The 17,808-nt window shown below is 66.4% G+C and carries 14 protein-coding genes and 1 tRNA gene; 9 read left to right on the forward strand and 6 right to left on the reverse strand.

Translation table 11 applies throughout. From position 1 onward, the window contains the following. Window positions 1-286 precede the first annotated feature (286 nt). Complete coding sequence (locus tag ACH2CY_RS17170; protein WP_395020535.1) at window positions 287-1,909, reverse strand: GMC family oxidoreductase; 1,623 nt, start codon at window positions 1,907-1,909, stop codon at window positions 287-289. Between the two features lie 92 nt (window positions 1,910-2,001). Between ACH2CY_RS17170 and ACH2CY_RS17175 the strand changes: the two genes are divergently transcribed. The 3 genes from ACH2CY_RS17175 (at window position 2,002) to ACH2CY_RS17185 (ending at window position 5,874) form a co-directional block, all read left to right on the forward strand. Continuing rightward, complete coding sequence (locus ACH2CY_RS17175) at window positions 2,002-4,020, forward strand: hypothetical protein (RefSeq protein WP_395020536.1); 2,019 nt, start codon at window positions 2,002-2,004, stop codon at window positions 4,018-4,020. A 7-nt stretch (window positions 4,021-4,027) separates the two neighbouring features. Then, on the forward strand, window positions 4,028-4,555 hold the full coding sequence (locus ACH2CY_RS17180) for a hypothetical protein (protein WP_395020537.1): 528 nt from the start codon (window positions 4,028-4,030) through the stop codon (window positions 4,553-4,555). Between the two features lie 158 nt (window positions 4,556-4,713). Next, a complete protein-coding gene (locus ACH2CY_RS17185; protein WP_395020538.1) occupies window positions 4,714-5,874 on the forward strand; it encodes a hypothetical protein in 1,161 nt (386 codons plus the stop codon). A gap of 492 nt (window positions 5,875-6,366) precedes the next feature. On the opposite strand, the gene rpoH is transcribed toward ACH2CY_RS17185, so the two are convergent. Further along, the gene (gene rpoH / locus ACH2CY_RS17190; protein ID WP_395020539.1) at window positions 6,367-7,260 is read right to left on the reverse strand and encodes an RNA polymerase sigma factor RpoH; all 894 of its coding nucleotides are present in this window, start codon (window positions 7,258-7,260) and stop codon (window positions 6,367-6,369) included. A 222-nt stretch (window positions 7,261-7,482) separates the two neighbouring features. Beyond that, the gene (locus tag ACH2CY_RS17195; protein WP_395020540.1) at window positions 7,483-8,469 is read right to left on the reverse strand and encodes an RluA family pseudouridine synthase; all 987 of its coding nucleotides are present in this window, start codon (window positions 8,467-8,469) and stop codon (window positions 7,483-7,485) included. Window positions 8,470-8,504: 35 nt separating this feature from the next. On the opposite strand from ACH2CY_RS17195, the gene ACH2CY_RS17200 reads away from it, so the two are divergent. The 3 genes from ACH2CY_RS17200 (at window position 8,505) to ACH2CY_RS17210 (ending at window position 11,952) form a co-directional block, all read left to right on the forward strand. Then, entirely contained in the window at window positions 8,505-9,548 is a 1,044-nt protein-coding gene (locus ACH2CY_RS17200) for a threonine aldolase family protein (protein ID WP_395020541.1), read from the forward strand. A 93-nt stretch (window positions 9,549-9,641) separates the two neighbouring features. After that, window positions 9,642-9,717, forward strand: a tRNA-Glu gene (locus tag ACH2CY_RS17205). Between the two features lie 330 nt (window positions 9,718-10,047). Continuing rightward, window positions 10,048-11,952, forward strand: a complete 1,905-nt coding sequence (locus tag ACH2CY_RS17210; protein WP_395020542.1) for a BTAD domain-containing putative transcriptional regulator — start codon at window positions 10,048-10,050, stop codon at window positions 11,950-11,952. Here the strand turns inward: ACH2CY_RS17210 and ACH2CY_RS17215 are convergent. After that, a complete protein-coding gene (locus ACH2CY_RS17215) occupies window positions 11,927-12,262 on the reverse strand; it encodes a hypothetical protein (RefSeq protein WP_395020543.1) in 336 nt (111 codons plus the stop codon). The two genes, ACH2CY_RS17210 and ACH2CY_RS17215, sit on opposite strands and share 26 nt — an antisense overlap. Before the next feature lie 144 nt (window positions 12,263-12,406). Here ACH2CY_RS17215 and ACH2CY_RS17220 point away from each other — a divergent pair, with 144 nt between their 5' ends. Together ACH2CY_RS17220 and ACH2CY_RS17225 are read left to right on the forward strand one after the other, a co-directional pair. Further along, complete coding sequence (locus ACH2CY_RS17220; protein WP_395020544.1) at window positions 12,407-13,564, forward strand: YcaO-like family protein; 1,158 nt, start codon at window positions 12,407-12,409, stop codon at window positions 13,562-13,564. Between the two features lie 188 nt (window positions 13,565-13,752). Then, window positions 13,753-14,634 (forward strand): hypothetical protein, encoded by an 882-nt coding sequence (locus ACH2CY_RS17225; RefSeq protein ID WP_395020545.1) that lies wholly within the window; start codon window positions 13,753-13,755, stop codon window positions 14,632-14,634. An 18-nt stretch (window positions 14,635-14,652) separates the two neighbouring features. Here ACH2CY_RS17225 and ACH2CY_RS17230 read toward each other — a convergent pair whose 3' ends face one another. After that, on the reverse strand, window positions 14,653-14,835 hold the full coding sequence (locus tag ACH2CY_RS17230) for a hypothetical protein (RefSeq protein WP_395020546.1): 183 nt from the start codon (window positions 14,833-14,835) through the stop codon (window positions 14,653-14,655). 147 nt (window positions 14,836-14,982) lie between these two features. After that, window positions 14,983-15,444: a hypothetical protein gene (locus ACH2CY_RS17235; RefSeq protein ID WP_395020547.1), complete on the reverse strand. Its 462-nt coding sequence runs from the start codon at window positions 15,442-15,444 to the stop codon at window positions 14,983-14,985. Window positions 15,445-15,746: 302 nt separating this feature from the next. Between ACH2CY_RS17235 and ACH2CY_RS17240 the strand changes: the two genes are divergently transcribed. Beyond that, on the forward strand, window positions 15,747-17,771 hold the full coding sequence (locus ACH2CY_RS17240) for a BTAD domain-containing putative transcriptional regulator (RefSeq protein ID WP_395020548.1): 2,025 nt from the start codon (window positions 15,747-15,749) through the stop codon (window positions 17,769-17,771). The last annotated feature ends 37 nt before the right edge of the window (window positions 17,772-17,808 follow it).

The following is a 17,808-nucleotide window of genomic DNA, read 5'->3' on the forward strand; positions in this document are numbered from 1 at the left end:
TCGCTAATGAGGCGAAGGCTTGGCGCCCTTCTTCAACCTCCGGCCGCAGCCGTCATCATCCTTGCAATGGCCGCCGCTGTCATCCTGTCTTTGGCCCCGCGGGCCCCATTTAACCAAAGAAGCTTCCACGACAGCGGCCCGGGAACCGGCCTGCTGTGGAAAAACGGAATCCAATCCTTGCCGGGCTGGCAACGCTGACCGCAAATCGGATCCGCTCCGAGCGCAGCCGGCCGCGCTCCGGTTCAGCGGCGCCGAAGGCGACGGCGTCCTCTGCGACGGAAGCGGCCTAGCCGGCGGCATCCTCCAGAATCATCGCCGCCGCCTTCTCCGCGATCATGATCGTGGGCGAGTTGGTGTTGCCGGAGGTGATCGTCGGCATGATCGACGCATCGGCGACCCGCAGGCCCGCCAGCCCGCGCAGCTTGAGCCGCGCATCGACCACCGCCATCGGGTCGTCGCCCATCCGGCAGGTGCTCACGGGATGGAAGATCGTGGTGCCGATCTGCCCGGCGGCATGCACCAGCTCGTCATCGCTCGCATAGCTCGGACCCGGCATCAGCTCCTTCGGGCGATAAGGCGCGAAGGCGCGGCTCTCCAGCACGATGCGGCGGGTCAGCTTGATCGCATCGACCGCGACGCGCCGGTCGGCCTCGGCGGTGAGATAGCGTGGCTGGATCGCCGGCGGCTCCATCGGATCGGCGCTCTTCAGGCGGATATGGCCGCGGCTCTGCGGGCGCAGATTGCAGACCGAGGCGGTGAAGGCGGGGTAGGGATGCAGCGGCTCGCCGAACTTGTCGAGGCTCAGCGGCTGGACGTGATACTCGACATTGGCGGTGGCATGCTCTGGCGACGATTTCGCGAAGGCGCCCATCTGCGACGGCGCCATGGTCATCGGCCCGCGGCGGAAGGCGGCGTATTGCAGCCCCATGCCGAGCTTGCCCAGCAGCTTGTTGGCCGTGTCGTTCAGGGTCGGCAATCCGGTGACGCCGAAGATCAGCCGGAGCTGCAGGTGATCCTGCAGGTTCTCGCCGACGCCCGGCAAAGCATGCAGGACATCGACGCCATGGCGCTGCAGCAGTTCCGGCGCGCCGATGCCGGAGACCTGCAGCAGATGCGGCGAGTTGACCGCGCCGGCCGAGAGCACGACCTCGCGCGCGGCGCGGACGCGGTGGACCTTTCCTTGATATAGAATCTCCGCGCCGACCACGCGCGCCCCCTCGACCAGCAGCCGCAGCACCTGCGCATGGGTCCAGAGCGTCAGGTTCGGGCGCTTCAGCGCCGGTTTCAGGAATCCCTTCGCCGCCGACCAGCGGATGCCCTTGCGCTGGTTGACCTCGAAATAGCCGACGCCTTCGTTGTCGCCGGTGTTGAAGTCGTCGACCGGCGGGATGCCCTGCTCGCCGGCGGCGTCGCGGAAGACGTCGAGGATCTTCCAGGAGAGGCGCTGGCGCTCGACCCGCCATTCGCCGCCGCGCCCATGTTTCGGATCGGCGGGCGAGCCCTCGCGATGCTCGCTCTTGATGAAATAGGGGAGCACGTCGTCCCAGCCCCAGCCGGGATTGCCGAGCTGGCGCCAGTGGTCGTAATCCGCGGCCTGGCCGCGCATGTAGATCATGCCGTTGATGGCCGAGCAGCCGCCGATCACCTTGCCGCGCGGATAGTTGAGCGCGCGGCCGTTCAGGCCTTCCTCCGGCTCGGTCTTGAAGCACCAGTCGGCCCGGGGATTGCCCATGGCGTAGAGGTAGCCGACCGGCACGTGGAACCAGATCCAGTCGTCCTTGCCGCCGGCCTCCAACAGCAGCACCCGGTGCCGGCCGGACTGGGTCAGCCGGTTGGCCAGGGTGCAGCCGGCCGAGCCGGCGCCGATGACGATAAAGTCGAAGGGGGAGGCGGGGGATTCGGGCGGCACGGGGTTCCTTTGGCCCAGGATCATAGGGTCATAGTTACCCCCTGTTAACCATCACCGGTCAAGATGTCCGCTGGATTCGATAGGCGTGGACGATGGCGGAAGACAGCGACTTGGTGATGCTGCGGGACCGGTTTGAGATCAAGCCGGGCACCCGCTTGTCCCAATTCGACCAGGGCGCCGCGCTGGCCTACGCGGCCGAGGATCACAGCCAGACCGGCCGCAAGCTTTTTGCGCTGATCTGCCCCGGCACCGTGCCTTGCCGCGGGTTGAACCTGCCGGAGCGCCGTTCGCAGATTCCGATGCTCTGGCCCGAGGCCTCCGGCGTGGTCGATTGGCCGGTCCCCGTTCAGGGTGGCGGGACCGTTTGGGGCCGGCGGCCGGTCCTGGTCTATCCGCAGCCGGCCGGCGAGCGGATGCTCAAGGACCCGAGCCTGCCGCTGCCGACGCTGACCGAGCAGCTGATCGCCCGCAACATCATCAAGCCGGCGCTGGCGGTGCTGAAGGAGCTCAGCAATCTCGGCGTCGCGCACCGCGCGATCCGGCCGAGCAACATCTTCTACGCGCTGGGCAGCAGCGGCGAGATCGTGTTCGGCGAGTGCTTCGCCACGCCGCCGGGCAGCGAGCAGCCCGCCGTCTACGAGACGGTCGAGAACGGCCTCGCCAATCGCATGGGCCGTGCCAGCGGCAGCCAGGCCGACGATCTCTATGCCTTGGGCGTGCTGGTGCTGTTCCTGCACATGGGCAACCCGCTGCACGCGATGAACGACGAGCAGGTGCTCGCCGCCAAGATCAACTTCGGCACCTTCTCCGCGCTGGCCGGTGGCGAGAAGGTCTCGCCGACCATGGCGGAGATGCTGCGCGGCCTCTTGTCGGACAAGGTCTCCGACCGCTGGACCCTGAAGAATCTCGAGATGTGGATGCTGGGCCAGTACTTCAATCCGGTGCTGCCGAACCTGCCGCAGCGCGCGACCCGCCCGATCCGGCTGGGCGGCGGCGAGCATATGAACCGGCCCGCGGCGGCCAACGCCATGGCCTGTCATTGGGACGATGCGCTGGCCAACCTCGACAACGGCACCTTGGAGAGCTGGCTGAAGCGTGGCTTCAACGACGACAAGGTCGCCGAGCCGCTGCACCTCATCAAGGGCCTCTCGATGAGCTACGGCCCCTCGACCGGCGCCAAGCACCGCATGGTGTCGCGCCTGATCCAGTTCATGGGGCCGAACCTGCCGATCTGCTACAAGAGCATCCGCGTCAATCCCGCGGCGATGGGCAACATGCTGGCCGCGGTGATCGACCAGCCGCCGCTGCGCACCGAGTTCGTCGAGATGCTGCGCGGCCGCCTGCCGCAAGGCTGGCTCGACCAGCAGCCGAAGCTCACCTCGGAGCTGGCCTCGCTGCGCCGTACTCTCGACAGTATCGAGAAGGTGGTCGAGCGGCCGGGGCCGGGCTACAGCGTCGAACGCGTGCTCTACGACCTCGACCCCGCGATGCCCTGCCGCAGCGAATTGATCGGCGACTACTACGTCACCAGTTTGAAGGACCTGTTGCCGGCGATCGACGCGGCGCTGCCCGGTGCCGAGGCCGGCACGCTGCCGATGGACCGGCACATCGCCGCCTTCGCCGCCGCGAAGATCGCGCGGCCGGTCGAGCGCGAGCTGACCTTGATCGGCAATCCCGCCGACCAGTCCGGCTATCGCATGGGCATCCTGCGCCTGATCGCCGCCGTGCAGCGCCAGCACCCGAGCCACGACCTGCCGCGCCTCGCCGAAACCCTGCTGGAGCTGACGAAGCCGGTGGTGGAGAGCTTCCACCGCATCCAGGCGCGCAGCGATCTCAGGGTCAAGCTGGAGCGGCTGGCCGCGCAATCGGACTTCGTCGAGATGGCCGACCTGCTCGACGAGGACGGCGCGCTGCGGCAGAGCGATATCCAGGGCTTCGACCAGGCGCAGCAGGCCTATGCCGCGCTGGAGAAGGAAGCGCAGTGGCTGGAGGGCGGCGGCCTCACCGATCCCGCCAAGGTCCAGGCCTCGGCGCGGGTCAGCTCGGCGATCACCTCGGCCTTCATCGCCAGCGGCGCGGTGGCGGCCTTCACCATCGCCATGGTCCTGTGAGGCGCTGATGGCCGCATCCAACGCCGCCGCAAAAGCCGGCGCCAAACCGAACGCGAAGGCCGCCGCGGCTCCGCCGGCGCCGAAGAAGCGCGGCCCCTGGCTCTATATCTGCCTGGCGATGCCGCTGGCCCTGGTGCTGCTGCCCTCTACTCTGGTCATGCTCGCCGCGATGGTGCCGACCTTGGTCGCGCGCATCGTCGATCCGGCCCCGGGTCGCCAGCTCACCGTCACCGTCGGCAGCCTCAATTTCGCCGGCGCGCTCTGGTTCATGCACGACCTCTGGTCGGCCGGGCAGAGCTTCTCCGCGATCATGCCGACCCTGAGCGACATGATCGGCTGGCTGGCCGCCTTGGTCGGCGCCGGCATGGGCTGGGCGCTCTATTCGCTGATGCCGATCGTCACCCGCTCGATCGCCACGACGAAAAGCAACCTGCGCCTCTCCCGCCTGCGCAAGAGCCAGGAAGCATTGGTCGAGGAGTGGGGCGACCCGGTGCGCGGCGGCCTCACCCTGCCGACGACGACGCCGGGGCCGTGAGGCGCCGCCGCCGCTGCGCCATCGAACCCCTTCCCCCTCGGTGTCCGCCGAAGCCTTGGCGAAGGCGGATCAGGGGGAAGCGGCCATCTAACTCCTTCCCCCTTCAGGGGGAAGGTAGGGATGGGGGGACGTGCCGCCGGTGATGCAACAGAAAAGGTATGCTGGGCGATCCAGCGCGCCATTCGTTCAATCCGCCGCGCATTCTCCGCACTGGTCGGAATTGCGGTGCCAGTTTACCAAATGCACCGATTGATCGACGCTCCGCGCGGGTCGATAAATGCCGCCGAACCGGGGCCGAAGCCCGCAGCGCGGTGCGTGATGGTTTCGTGTATCTGGTAAACTGGCACCGAAATTTGGACTGTCACTGCAATCTTGATGTGGATGAAGGACGAGTCAGGAAGGGATCGGTGAACAAACTGAGTTATGTACGGCTCGTGAAGGGGCGGGGGCTTTGGCTCGGAATCATTCTTGTGATCGCGCTCGCAACGCTTGCGATCAGCCTTACTGGTTCCCGAACTATCCCTCGGAGCTGTTTCGATCATACCCCATCAATTTCCTGCCTAGAGGCGTTGAGTGAAGAGTATTCGCTCGAAGCCATGCCATCGGATCAGAGCGCTACTGAGGACTCCGGTGCGCAAAAGGAGCTGCTTATCCAGCTATCTTCCAGGAAACTGAACATTCGTTTGTCCAGGCGTGCCACCGTCGACAAGGAGCAGGCGCTTGAAGCAGACATACAAGCGCGCGCAGCCGAGATAAGTGCGCGATGGGAAACCTCACTGAACAAATCGGCACCCGAATCCGGGCTACCCGACGCTGTCATCGACCTGGACTATTCGCGAAGCAAGGAGATGCCGACGACCGGTGTCGCCCCCCTTATGATTGATCCAAGCGCCTCGCCCTTGCCACAAGATGGAGCGCTATCGCTGGACCCAGTTTGGATCAAGATCCGTCCAGGAGACCAGGGTGTCGGTCTTCTTGCCACGCCGAGCATGCTCTTGTGCCAGCCACAAGTCCTCTATTCAGGGCCTACTGTTGTCGGCGTTGTAAGTATTGCTGACTTCGCACCGCCTCATGCAGATCGTGGTGCCGACCTTTCCCGAACGGAACAAGCGCTCCTCAAGGCCTGTTTCTATTACTCCATCGGGTTACCCATTATGTCGCAGCATGAGCTGTGCGCAGCCGAGAGCGCCTTGCAAATGCTGGACCTATTCAGAACATGTCTATCGCAGTCACTGGGGGGCACCGGAAGGCGGACGATCGACATGGCTCAATTTGAGAATTGCTTTCGCAGCGGTCACCGAAATCCTTCCTTGCCCTGATGCAGAATTCTCTACGTCACCCCGTGCCGCCGTAATGGGGACTAGCGGCGCCGATCATGGTATAATCGCCAGGCTGTTTGAAATCGTGAAAGCTGCACGCTGAGCCGCGTTCCACGCGACGGCGGCGACGCTGTGTCTGCAACCCGGACAGGACCCGGACGGAGCCCGTGCATAGCAGAGTTTGCGCTGAAAGATCGGCGTGGACACGCCGTGTCGTCGGCTTCTGCGAAATCCAGCTAAATCAGGGGAGTGGTGCACCCTGAACCCGGACAGGACCCGGACAGAATTGCGCAACACGACACACCGCATCGGGTCGATCAACCCCGACCGGACCCCGACAGAATCACGCAACCCCGACAAGACCCCGACGGAATCGCGCAACGCAGACCGGACGCAGACAAGAACGAAAAAGCCCTTCCGGTTTTTCGCCGGAAGGGCTTAAACGACTTGGTGTTTCGCGATGATCGGCGGAAAAGCCGTCTGCTTCGGCGCTTACTCCGTCGTCAGCCGCTCCTCGATCGCCGAGTTGCGGATCGAGCGCTGGATCTTCTCGAAGGCCCGCACCTCGATCTGGCGGACGCGCTCGCGGGAGATGTTGAACTCCTTGGAGAGGTCGTCCAGCGTGGCCGGCTCTTCCTTCAGGCGGCGCTCGACCAGGATGCGGCGCTCGCGCGGATTGAGGACGCCCATCGCGCGCTCCAAGAGCTTCGAGCGGCGGCCGAACTCCTGGTCGTCGGCGAGGCGCGTCTCCTGGCTCTCGGTCTCATCGACCAGCCAGTCCTGCCATTCGCCGTCGCCATCGATCCGGAGCGGCGCGTTCAGCGAGTGATCGTGGCTGGAGAGACGACGGTTCATGTCGATGACGTCGTTCTCCGGCACGTCCAGGCGGGTCGCGATCTCCTTCACTGTCTCCGGCGGCAGGTCGCCTTCCTCGATCGCTTTCAGCTGGCCCTTCACCTTCCTGAGGTTGAAGAACAGCTTCTTCTGCGCCGCGGTGGTGCCGATCTTCACCAGGCTCCAGGAATGCAGGATGTATTCTTGAATCGACGCGCGAATCCACCACATGGCGTAGGTGGCCAGGCGGAAACCGCGGTCGGGATCGAAGCGCTTCACCGCCTGCATCAGGCCGACGTTGCCCTCCGAGATGATCTCCGAAATGGGCAGGCCGTAGCCGCGATAGCCCATGGCGATCTTCGCCACGAGGCGCAGGTGGCTCGTCACCATGCGATGCGCCGCCTCGGAATCCTGATGCTCGGCATAGCGCTTGGCGAGCATGAACTCCTCGTCGGGCTCCAGCATGGGGAACTTGCGGATCTCCGAGAGATACCGCGAGAGGCCGCTGTCGCTGCTCAGTGCAGGTAGGGTACGCAATGCTGTGGTCGCCATTTCTTCCAATTCCCCGTACTAGCCTCGGCACGTCCTATCCAACTGATACGAAGATAGGGCCGTTTCCGTGCGGTCTCCTATCTTATGGTCAGGCAGTCGATGGATACCTGACTAAGACGGTCAACCACTCAGTTAAAATAGGTTAACGGGCCGGCAATTCAAGGGGCGGGTCCGAATTGCCGGCCCGCTTCGCTAAGCCATTCGTTGGTAAGGCTGATTTAGTTACTCAACGGCGGCACGGAGGGTCTGTTCCAGCCGGCGCAGGTCTTGCGGCGATTCGGACGCCCAGCGGAGGTGTTTGCCGGTTCTCGGGTGGTCGAAGCCGAGCAGGGTGGCGTGCAAGGCCTGGCGTGGAAAGGCCTCGGCGGCCTGGCGCGCCTCAGGGGGAAGCCGGTTGCGCCGCGCCGCGGTCGGCTTGCCGTAGGTCGGGTCGCCGATCAGCGGATGGCCGATCTTCGCCATATGCACCCGGATCTGGTGGGTGCGGCCGGTCTCCAGCCGGCATTCCACCAGCGCCGCGCCGAGGCCGAAGCTCTTCAGCACGCGGTAATGGGTGACCGCGTGCTTGCCGCCGCGGCTGACCACCGCCATGCGTTTGCGATCGACCGGGTGCCTTCCGATATTGCCGGTGATCTCGCCGGCGGTCGGCGAGGGCAGGCCCCAGACCAGGCAGAGATAGGCACGCTCTATATGATGCGCGGCGAAGGCGGCGGAGAGCGCCTTGTGCGCGGCGTCGTTCTTCGCGGCGACGATCAGGCCGCTGGTATCCTTGTCGATGCGATGCACGATGCCCGGCCGCTTCTCGCCGCCGATGCCGCTCAAGGATTCGCCGCAATGGGCGATCAGCGCGTTGACCAGGGTGTTGTCGGGATTGCCGGGGGCCGGATGCACCACCATGCCGGCCGGCTTGTCGATGACGATGAGGTCGTCGTCCTCGTAGACGATGTTGAGGGCGATCGCCTGGCCCTGCGGCCCGGCCGGGGCGGCGGGCGGGATCTCGAGTGCGAAGACCTGGCCCGGTTTGACCCTCAACGCCGGGTCCTCTACTGTCCGGCCGCCCGATTTCAGATGTCCCTGTTCGATCAAGGCCTTGATCCGGCTCCGCGACAGCTCGGGCCGGGCCGCGGCCAGGGCGCGGTCGAGCCGCTCGCCGCCCGCGGTTTCCGGGATGGCGATCTCGATCCGGGTGCTTTCAATCGGTCCCGTCATGGGCCGGGAGACTATAGATTTCGAGGTGAGAGGCGATGGATTTTCGCAGCGACAACGTGGCCGGCGCGGCGCCGGACATCCTGGAAGCGGTGATCGCGGCCAACCGCGGCACGGAAACCTCCTACGGCAACGATCCTTATTCCGAGCGGGTCGAGCAGCGCCTCACCGAGATCTTCGAGAAGCCGGTCAAGGCCTTCGCGGTCGGCACCGGCACGGCTTGCAACGCGCTGGCGCTCTCGGCGCTGACGCCGGCCTATGGCGCGATCCTCTGCCATGAAGAGGCGCATATTCAGCTCGACGAATGCGGGGCGCCCGAGCTCTTCACCGGCGGCGCCAAGCTGGTGCCGCTGAAAGGCGATGCTGGCAAGATCACGCCGGAGGTGGTGCGCCCGATCCTCGACACCACCTTGGACGGCGATCCGCACCGCGTGCAGCCGGCGGCCTTGAGCCTCACCCAGTCGACCGAGGCCGGCACCGCCTATCGCCCGGCGGAGATCGCCGCGTTGGCCGACGCCGTGCGTGGTCGCAAGATGAAGCTGCATATGGACGGCGCGCGCTTTGCCAACGCGGTCGCGCATCTGGGGCTGGCCCCCGCGGAGATCACCTGGAAGGCCGGCGTCGATGTGCTCTCCTTCGGCGCCACCAAGAACGGCGCGCTCGGCGCCGAGGTGGTGGTGTTCTTCGATCCAGCCCTGGCCGAGATGTTCCTGGTCCGGCGCAAGCGCGGCGGGCAGCTCTTCTCCAAGATGCGCTTCATCTCCGCCCAGCTCGAAGCGTACCTCAAGGGCGACCGCTGGCTGGAGCTGGCGCGCCACGCCAACGCGATGGCAACGCGTCTCGCCCAGGGCCTGCAGCGCCTGCCGCAGGTCAAGCTGGTGCACGCCGTCGAGGCCAACGAGGTCTTCGTCGTCCTGCCGCAGGCCGTGATCGCGGGCCTGCGCGCCGCCGGGTTCAAGTTCTCCGACTGGGTCGATGGCGCCCCGGGCACGGTGCGGCTGGTCGCCGCCTTCAACACCGACCCGGCCGATGTCGACGCCCTGGTCGCCACCGCCACCAAACTGACCGCCGCGGCGGCCTGATTTCCCGGCGATTTCTTCGCGTTAGCCGGTGCGAGACAGGGCTTGATTGCGGCGGCGGCTTCCTCTATCAAGGCCGCCGCAAGCCTCCCGGACGACCCCATCGTCTAGTGGCCTAGGACAACGCCCTCTCACGGCGTGAACAGGGGTTCAAATCCCCTTGGGGTCGCCAACTTCCTCGCCCTCGATTCCCGATCGCGCGTACCACATCCGGGGCATCCGCTTGCCGGCGGCTGCAACCAGTATTCACAATATCGCGATATGCTGCCATTTTTGCACGCAACTCATCCAAAGGTAGCGTAGAAGCCGCAATTTTTAGTCTTTTGCCGGAGCGGCGGTTATACTGGCGCCCACGGGGCGGCTGTCAGATTGGGGACCGATTGTTTTCGGTGCGGCGCGCCCACTCAGCGAAAAGCGGCGTGGTGTGATGGCGCGCGCAGTGTTGAATGTGTTGGGGGCCACGTCCGTCACCGGTCAATCCGGGCGCGACCTTGGGCCGAAGTTGCGCAAGGCCCTTTGCCTGCTCGCCTTCCTCGCGCTGCAGCCGAATGGAAGGGCGACCCGCGACCGGATCCTGGCACTACTCTGGAGCGACCGCGACCAGGGCCAGGCCCAGGTCTCGCTGCGCCAGGCGCTGGCGGAGATCCGCCGCTGCTTCGGCGAAGACGCCGACGATCTGCTGCAGACGACACGCGATGCCGTCACCCTGGTCGTCTCCCGGTTCTCGATCGATATCCTGCGGGCGGAAGAGCTGCTCGCCGCGGGCACGCCAGAGGCGCTGCTCGAGGCGGCTTCGCTCTGGCGCGGGCAGATCCTGGCCGATGTCTCTCCGCCCGATCCGGCGTTCGAGGATTGGCTCTCGGTCGAACGGATCCAGCGCCAGGAACAGATCTCGCAGTCGCTGATCGCGGCGATCGCGGCGGCCGAGCGGTTCTCGTCCGATGCCGATGTCGTGCCGCTGGCCGAAGGGCTGCTGCGCATCAACCCGTCCGAAGAGATCGCCTTCCGCGCCCTGATCGCCGTCGACCTCAAGCGGGGCGAGCGCGGCAAGGCGATGCAACGCTACGCCGCCTGTTGCGAAGCGCTGGCCCGTGACCTCGACGCGAAGCCTTCCGCCGCGCTCCGCGCCCTGATCGGCGCGATGCCGACGGCCGTGCCCAGCCCGCGACCGGTCCCGCTCGAGCCGCCGCGAGCCACCGCACCCCGGCGCAGCATCGCCATTCCGTCGGTGGTGATGACGACGCGCCCGCCGCTGGGGCCCCCGGAGCAGGTGCGCGACCTCGCCTTGCTGGTCGCGGAGGAGTTTGCGATCTCGCTCGGGAAGCTGCGCAGCATCGCAGTCTTGCTGCCGCGCAACCTCGGCGCCGGCGAGGACGCGGATTACGAGCTGACCACGTCGGTGCGTTCCCTGGGCGCGCGCGTGCAGGTCACATTCCAACTGGTCAGCCGGGCCAGCGACCGGCTGTTGCTGGCCGACCGGCTCGAGCTCGATCCGCGGGCGCTGGAGCGGATCCACCTGGAAATCGCCCGCATGGCGTTCGAGGTGGAGCTTGCGATCGGGCGCGACCGCATGGCGGAGCAGGCGGCCCGCGACGGCGCGCGGGCGCCGGATCCCTACGCGCTCTGGCTCGAGGGCGATCGGCTGACGGATAGTTTCGACGCCGAAGACCTGAAGCGGGCGATCCCGATCTTCGAAGCGGCGGCGGCGGCGGATCCCGGTTTTGCCAGGCCGGTCGCCAGCCTCGCTTCGATCAAGCTGTCGCTGCCGATGATCGAGGGCACCGGCTCACTGGCCGCCGACGTGTTCGACGAGGCGCTGATCCTGGCGAAGAAGGCCGTCAACATCGATCCCTGGGATCCGAAGTGCCGGATCATCCTGGCCTGGGCCTACATGCGCAAGTCGATGTACGCGCAGGGAACCCGCGAATTTGAGAAGGCCCTCACCTTGACCCGCGACGATCCCAGCGTCCTGGTCGCGGCCGCCGAGGGCCTGTCGTATCTCGGTGAAACCAGTCGGGCGGTCGCCTATGGCGAGCGCGCGCTGGCGCTGCACCCGGTGGCGCCGGACTACTATCATCATTATCTCGCGGTCTCCTACACCGCGGCCGGGGCCTACCAGCGCGCGTTGGAGCAGTGCCAGTCCGCGCCGATGGGCATCCCGGAGCACGCGGCGCTGCGCGCCGTCATCCTGAACGAGATGGGCAACAAGAACGAAGCCCAGGCCGCCGCCAACGAGTTCATCTCGCGGGCGGAGGGATCGTGGACCGGCCACGATCCCTTCCAGCCGACCAAGGCGCTCGAGTGGTATGGACAGATCCTGGTCGTCGCCGACAGCCGGCGGCGCCAGAGATACACCACCCAGATAGCGAGGCTGCTGTCGCTTACCTCTTACAAGCTCGTATCGTGACGGTCGCTATTTGCACGAGGTAGGCGTTGAAGTCGGCATCCGAGCCGAACTGGCTGCGGTCCTTGACCTCGGGCACGACGAGGTTGAGCAGTGCCGGATCGTCCTTCATCACGTAGAACTGCAGGCCCTCGATCGAGGCATCCGGCACGCCGGCCTCCACCAGCCGGTCCGCCGTGTTCGCTCGGAAGTCCTGGAAGTCTGCGGGATTCTTGGATGCCTTGTAGATCAGGTTGCCGATACGCTGGTACACGGTGAGATCGCAATCGGCGAAGGTGACCGGATCTTTCCCCGGAACGACAATGCGCGACATGAATGGGTCCCCATTTTGATGGTTGTTGCAGCGCTCTCACTCTAACGAGAGAGCGACGCTCTCGACACGAAATTCCATGTGGAAATGCAATTTTGAAACGTCCCTCCTGTTGCTGTTGAAGCGGTAAGAGCCGGGTTTGCGGGAATGGATTTCGTCAACTTCGCGATAAGCGGCTGTCCCGCGGTTTTCATCGTCGCCATGCAGCGCGCACCCGACGGCAAGCCGGAGATGGCGGGCGCGGGGCGCGGGCTCACCAAAGAGGCCGCGATCGCCGGCTGCGTCGCCGAAACCGTGGAGCGAGCGGCCGCGGCGCGCCGCGACGGTCTCAACGTGATCGAGGCGGCGGCGGCCGCATTGCCGCTGCCACCCTTTTGCCTGCCGAATGACATCTGGTGTCTTTCCGAGCGGCAGTTGGTCCACGGCCCGCATCCCGCGGAGGATGTCGCGCCGGAGGCCTGGCGGGCGTCGCTCGATCTGCATGCCGCATGTCGCAGTTGGTGCGAGGGCCGGACCGCGGTCTCGGCGGCAGCCGCCTTCGTGCCCCTGGCCAATGTGCTGATCGGTGGGACTTTGACCGACAGCAACGGTGTTGCGGCCGGCCGCAGCCTGCAGGCGGCCGAGACTTCCGCGGTGCTCGAACTGGTCGAGCGCGATGCGGTTGCGGTCTGGTGGTACGGCCGGGTCCAGCGCCCGGCGGTTGCTCTCGAGCTTCTGGACGACAGCGGGGGATCGTTGCTGCGAGAGTGGCTGCAGTCCCGCGACCGGCGGACCTGGCTGCTCGATCTCACCCACGATCTCCATACGCCGGTGGCTGCCGCCGTTTCCTGCGGGCCGGACGGACATGACATCGCCTATGGCTTTGCCGCGCGTCTGACCTTGGCGGAGGCAGCGCTTTCGGCGAGCCTGGAGATGCTGCAGACCGAGCTCTCGCTGAAGTTGGCGCGTTCCGCGGCGAGCCAGGGGGCGCTCGATGGTCATGGCGCGCGCCTGCTGGGCTGGTCGCAGCGGAGCAGCGTCGCACGGCTGCCGTTCCTCGCGCCGCATGAAGACGCCGTCGCGGTCGAACCCGTGTCGGGCGATCCCGTCGCGGCAATCACCCGGCTTATTGGCAGAGAACCGGTCTTCATCGATCTGCAGCGGTCGGATGCAGGTCTCGCCGTGGTCCGTGCGGTGGCGCCCGGCTTGCGGCCGTGGTGGCCCCGCTTCGCGCCGGGCCGACTGGCAACCGTTCCCGGCCGATTGGGCTGGGTGGCGCAGTCGATCGATGAGGAAGTCGTCGGAGATGATGTCATTCTGATCTAGGCTCACAAGGATCGCGCTCTCTCGGTCAGAGTTCATCGATCCCGTGAGAACATCGTGAATATTTCCGGCATCCTGTGGGGTGTGAGCAGCGGGGTCCCCCGCGCTTGACTCAGCCCCTCGCGCGAGGCTTCAATCAAGTTCGCCCAAGAGTGGAACAGGGACCACCGGACACTGTCGGGGTGAGGACGATGCGGGCCAAGTCATCGGCGCGTGGGCTGCTGCTGGCGGTCGCGTGTCTCAGCGCTTTCGAGGCGGGGTGCACGACGGATGGCGGCGTCATCGGCATGGCGCCCGCGGGGAGCGGCAGCAGCGCGCGCGCCAGCACGAGCAGCGCCGGCGACGACGTCTCCGCCACCAGCGCCGCCGTGGTCTCCGGAAACTACAAGCCGCTGATCAACAAGTCGGGCGTCTCCGCCTGCATGGCGATCTCGGCGGACGACGTGCCGACGAACTATTGGGAGACGGTGGCGCTGGGCGCCGCGGTCGGCACCGTGCTGCTGGCGGTGCTGGGTGCGGCGGCGGGCGCCGTGCTCTCCGGCGGGCGTGCCGACGGTGCCGCCTATGGCGCGGCGGCGGGTGCGGCCGTGGGCCTCGGCTTCGGCTCGGCCGACGGCGCGGCGACGGCGGAGCAGAAGCAGAATTATGCGGTGCAGCTCGCGCGCTATGAATGCCAGACCCAGGCCGCCGAGATCGAGAATGCGAGCCTGCGCGGCACCGGCGATCGGCTGACGACCTCGGTCGCGAGCCTCACGCAGCAGCTCGACCAGCTCGAGGCCGACTATGCCAACAAGCGCATGAACCGGGTGCAGGCGCAGAAGGAGCTGAATGACATCGACGACGCCGCGGCGGATGTGAAGCGCCGGATCGGCGGCCTGAAGGAGGGCGCCACCCAGTTCCGGCAATATGCGGCCTCGACCGAGAGCATGTCGCGGGGCGTGGAGATGGCGCTCGATGACGCGCGGGCCGGCGTGCTCGAACGCGAGATCACCGAGATGGAGACCCGTTACGCCGCGCTCGAGCAGCAATATGCCGAGCTGGTCGAGCGCCGCAAGGCGCTGGTGCTGCAATAGACAGCGCGTGAGTTCTTCTCAAAGCGCGTGATCGGCACGCCGCAGCAGGCGGTTGATCCAGGTCTTTTCTTCCGCGCTGTCGCGGGTGGCCGGCGGGGTCGGTGCAGGCCGGGCGCGCTGTTGCAGGCGCTCGATCCAGCGCACTTCGCCGGACTCGACAGGCTCGGTCGGCGGCTCAGGGATGCCAGGATCGCGCTGCATTGCCTCTCACTCCCATCTAACGCCCGTTTCACTCCCATCTCGCTCCTTAGTTAGCAAAAACAGTGCCCGGCGACCGCGGGTGGGGGCGGCGCCGGGCGAGTGGTCTCGAGATGTGCGGTTCTTCGCGCGAACCGTCGTGCCGTTTCGTCAGGCGTTGCCGGCCGGGGCGCCGCCGATCGCGGCCCAGCCGAGCTCATGGTCGATGTAGCTCAAGAGGCCCAGGGCCGAGAACAGCGACTGGCTCTCGCTGGCCAGCTCGGTCGCGGCCTCGGCCAGGGAGCGGATCTGGTCGGGCTCGCCGAAATCGGCGCAGGCATAGGCCATCACCGCCGGCTCGGCCTCGAGATAAGTCTGCACCAGGCGCCGCCGGTCGACGATCCAGCCATAGCTGGCGCCGATGGTCGCGAGCTCGCCGAGATCGGAACTGCCATGTTGCAGCCGGTCGCTCAATACATTGCCGACCTTGGCGTAGGCGGCGCTCAGCGCCTGCAGCGCGCGCCGGAAGCCCTGCGCCTCCGCCACATGGCGCACCGAAATCCCAATCGGGCTCAACCGTGATTCAGCCTGCTTCTCGGTCGTGTCGCCCGTCACCGTCCTGAACATCTGCATTTCGTCCGTCCCCTCGCTCGCCCGGCGGGCCACGACCCCGTGTCGTTTTCGCCCGCGTGACCAGCAGAGCAACACCCGCGTGACTGCAGCGTGAAAGCTGGGCGATTAACTGTTGTTGACTGGAATCAAAGGATTATGGGCAACTAGGAACTAAGTCTAAGGTGCAAGGCTGTATGAAGGCAGAGACACCGGCGGCGCAGGACGCTGCGGTCTCCGGGCGGCAATGCCTCGCGCTGTATACCGATGCCGGTCCTGATGCCCCCGGTATTGACAAGGCATCGCCCCCCGATCATTCGAGAGTGATGGGGATTGAAACACCGCCCAATTCCACGGATTTGAAAGCCGAATCGACCAAGGTCGAGGTGCGGCTGTTCGGGCCGCCGCGTTTCGTGGTCGGCGGCGAGGTGCAGTCGCTGCCGGACAAGGCCTTCGTGCTGCTGGCGATCCTGGCGGCCTCGGCGAACAAGGCGGCGAGCCGCAGCCAGATCCGCTCGATCCTCTGGGGCGATTTCGACCGCGAGAAGGCCAATGCCAATCTGCGCCAGCTGATCGCCCGCATCCTGAAATTCGGCCAGAAGTTCGACCTGACCCTGCTCGACATCCGCGGCGACATGGTGAGCGTCAACGAGAATGCGGTCACAATCGACTACGGCGCCTTCATGGCTCTGCAGCGGGGCGGGATCGACAAGCTGCCTTCGGCCCAGCGCTGCGAGACCTTGCTGGCGCTCTGGACCGGGCGGCTGCTCGACGGCTTCGGCTTCGACGAGGCGGCGGTCGACGAATGGATGGAGGCCAACCGCGAGGAGATGCGCGACCGCTTCGTCGACGCGGCGCGCGAGGCGCTTGACGCGGCAGTCGATCCGGAAAGCGCCGACGCGGCCTGGCGGCTCGCCCTCAAGGTGCTGGATGTCGATCGCACCGAAGAGGCCGCCTATCGGGCGATGATGCGGATCTGCGCCGCGAAAGGCGATCGAGGCTTCGCGCTCCGGATCTTCGGGCGCTGCAAGCGCACCATGGCGACCGAGCTCGGCGTGCTGCCCAGCGCCCAGACCATGGAGCTCGCGGCCGCACTCCGGCACCGCGACGCCGACGCGCTGGAAGAGGCCGTGCTCCCGGCGGTGCCGCGCGAACGCGAGGCGCCGGTCGCGGCGAAGAAATCCGACCGGCAGATTCCGGTCGTGCTGATCCTGCCGCCGATCAGCGTCGTCTCCGACGAGATGACGCGAACGATGTCGCTGGGCTTCGTCGAGGACCTGACCATCGGCCTCAGCCGGTTCCGCCGCTTCGCGGTGATCGCCGCGCATTCCGGCGCCTCGGTCGCGTTCGGGACCCGCGGCCTTTCGGACGCGCTGGCGGTGCTCGATGTCGATTACGCGGTCGCCACCTCGCTGATGCCGGCGACCCATGGCCATCGCTTCGGCGTGCGGCTGACCAATGTCAGCAATTCCGAGGTGCTGTGGGCGACCGAGACCGACTTCACCTTCGCAACGCTCGGCGGCACCTTCGAGCGGGTGACCGGGCTAATCCTGCGCTCGATGGTGAATGCGATCGACGATGCCGAGGTCCGGACGCCGATCCCGGTCGGCGAATACACCGCCTATCGCAACCTGCTGGAAGGGCGCCGCCTGTTGCATGGCAGCGACCTGCAGTCGATCCGCCGCGCCCGGCGCATGTTCAAGGAAGCGCTGACCCAGGTGCCGAACTATCCGGCGGCAGTGGTCGGCCTCGCCCGCACCATGACCTATGAATGGGTGGTGCGCGGGATGGTCGAGAACGACCTCCTGAAGGAATCGGTCGATCTCGCCTCCAAGGCGGCGTCGATCGATCCGCATGACGGCCGGGCGCTCAGGGAGCGCGGCTATGCCAATCTCTATCTGCGGCGCCATGATGAATCGCTCCAGGACTTCTCCCAGGCCGTGGCCCTCAACCCGCATGACGCCGACATCCTGGAAGGCTATGCCGACTCGCTCGCCCATTCCGGCGACCCCAAGCAGGGCCTGAACCTGTTCAATAGGGCGATCGAGCTCAACCCGATTCCGCCCGACGAATACGCCTGGACCCTGGGCAGCATCTACTACCAGCTCGGCGACTACCGCGCGGCGCTCCAGGCCTTGCGGCCCGTGGAAGACAGCCCGGCCACCGCGCGCCTGCTGGCGGCCTGCACCGCGCAACTGGGCGAGCTCGAGCTCGCCCGGCACTACAGCAAGGTGGTCAAGAGCGTCTATCCCGACTTCCAGGCCGACCGGGTCCGGGCGATCGTCCCGAACCGCAATTCCGAAGACACCGAGCACCTGATCGACGGGTTGAAGCGCGCCGGATTGGGCTGAAAAAGCTCGACAATTCGGCTTCTACAACCGGTCACGC

Source organism: Dongia sp. (assembly GCF_041905885.1).
In the GTDB taxonomy this organism is placed as follows: Bacteria; Pseudomonadota; Alphaproteobacteria; order Dongiales; family Dongiaceae; genus Dongia.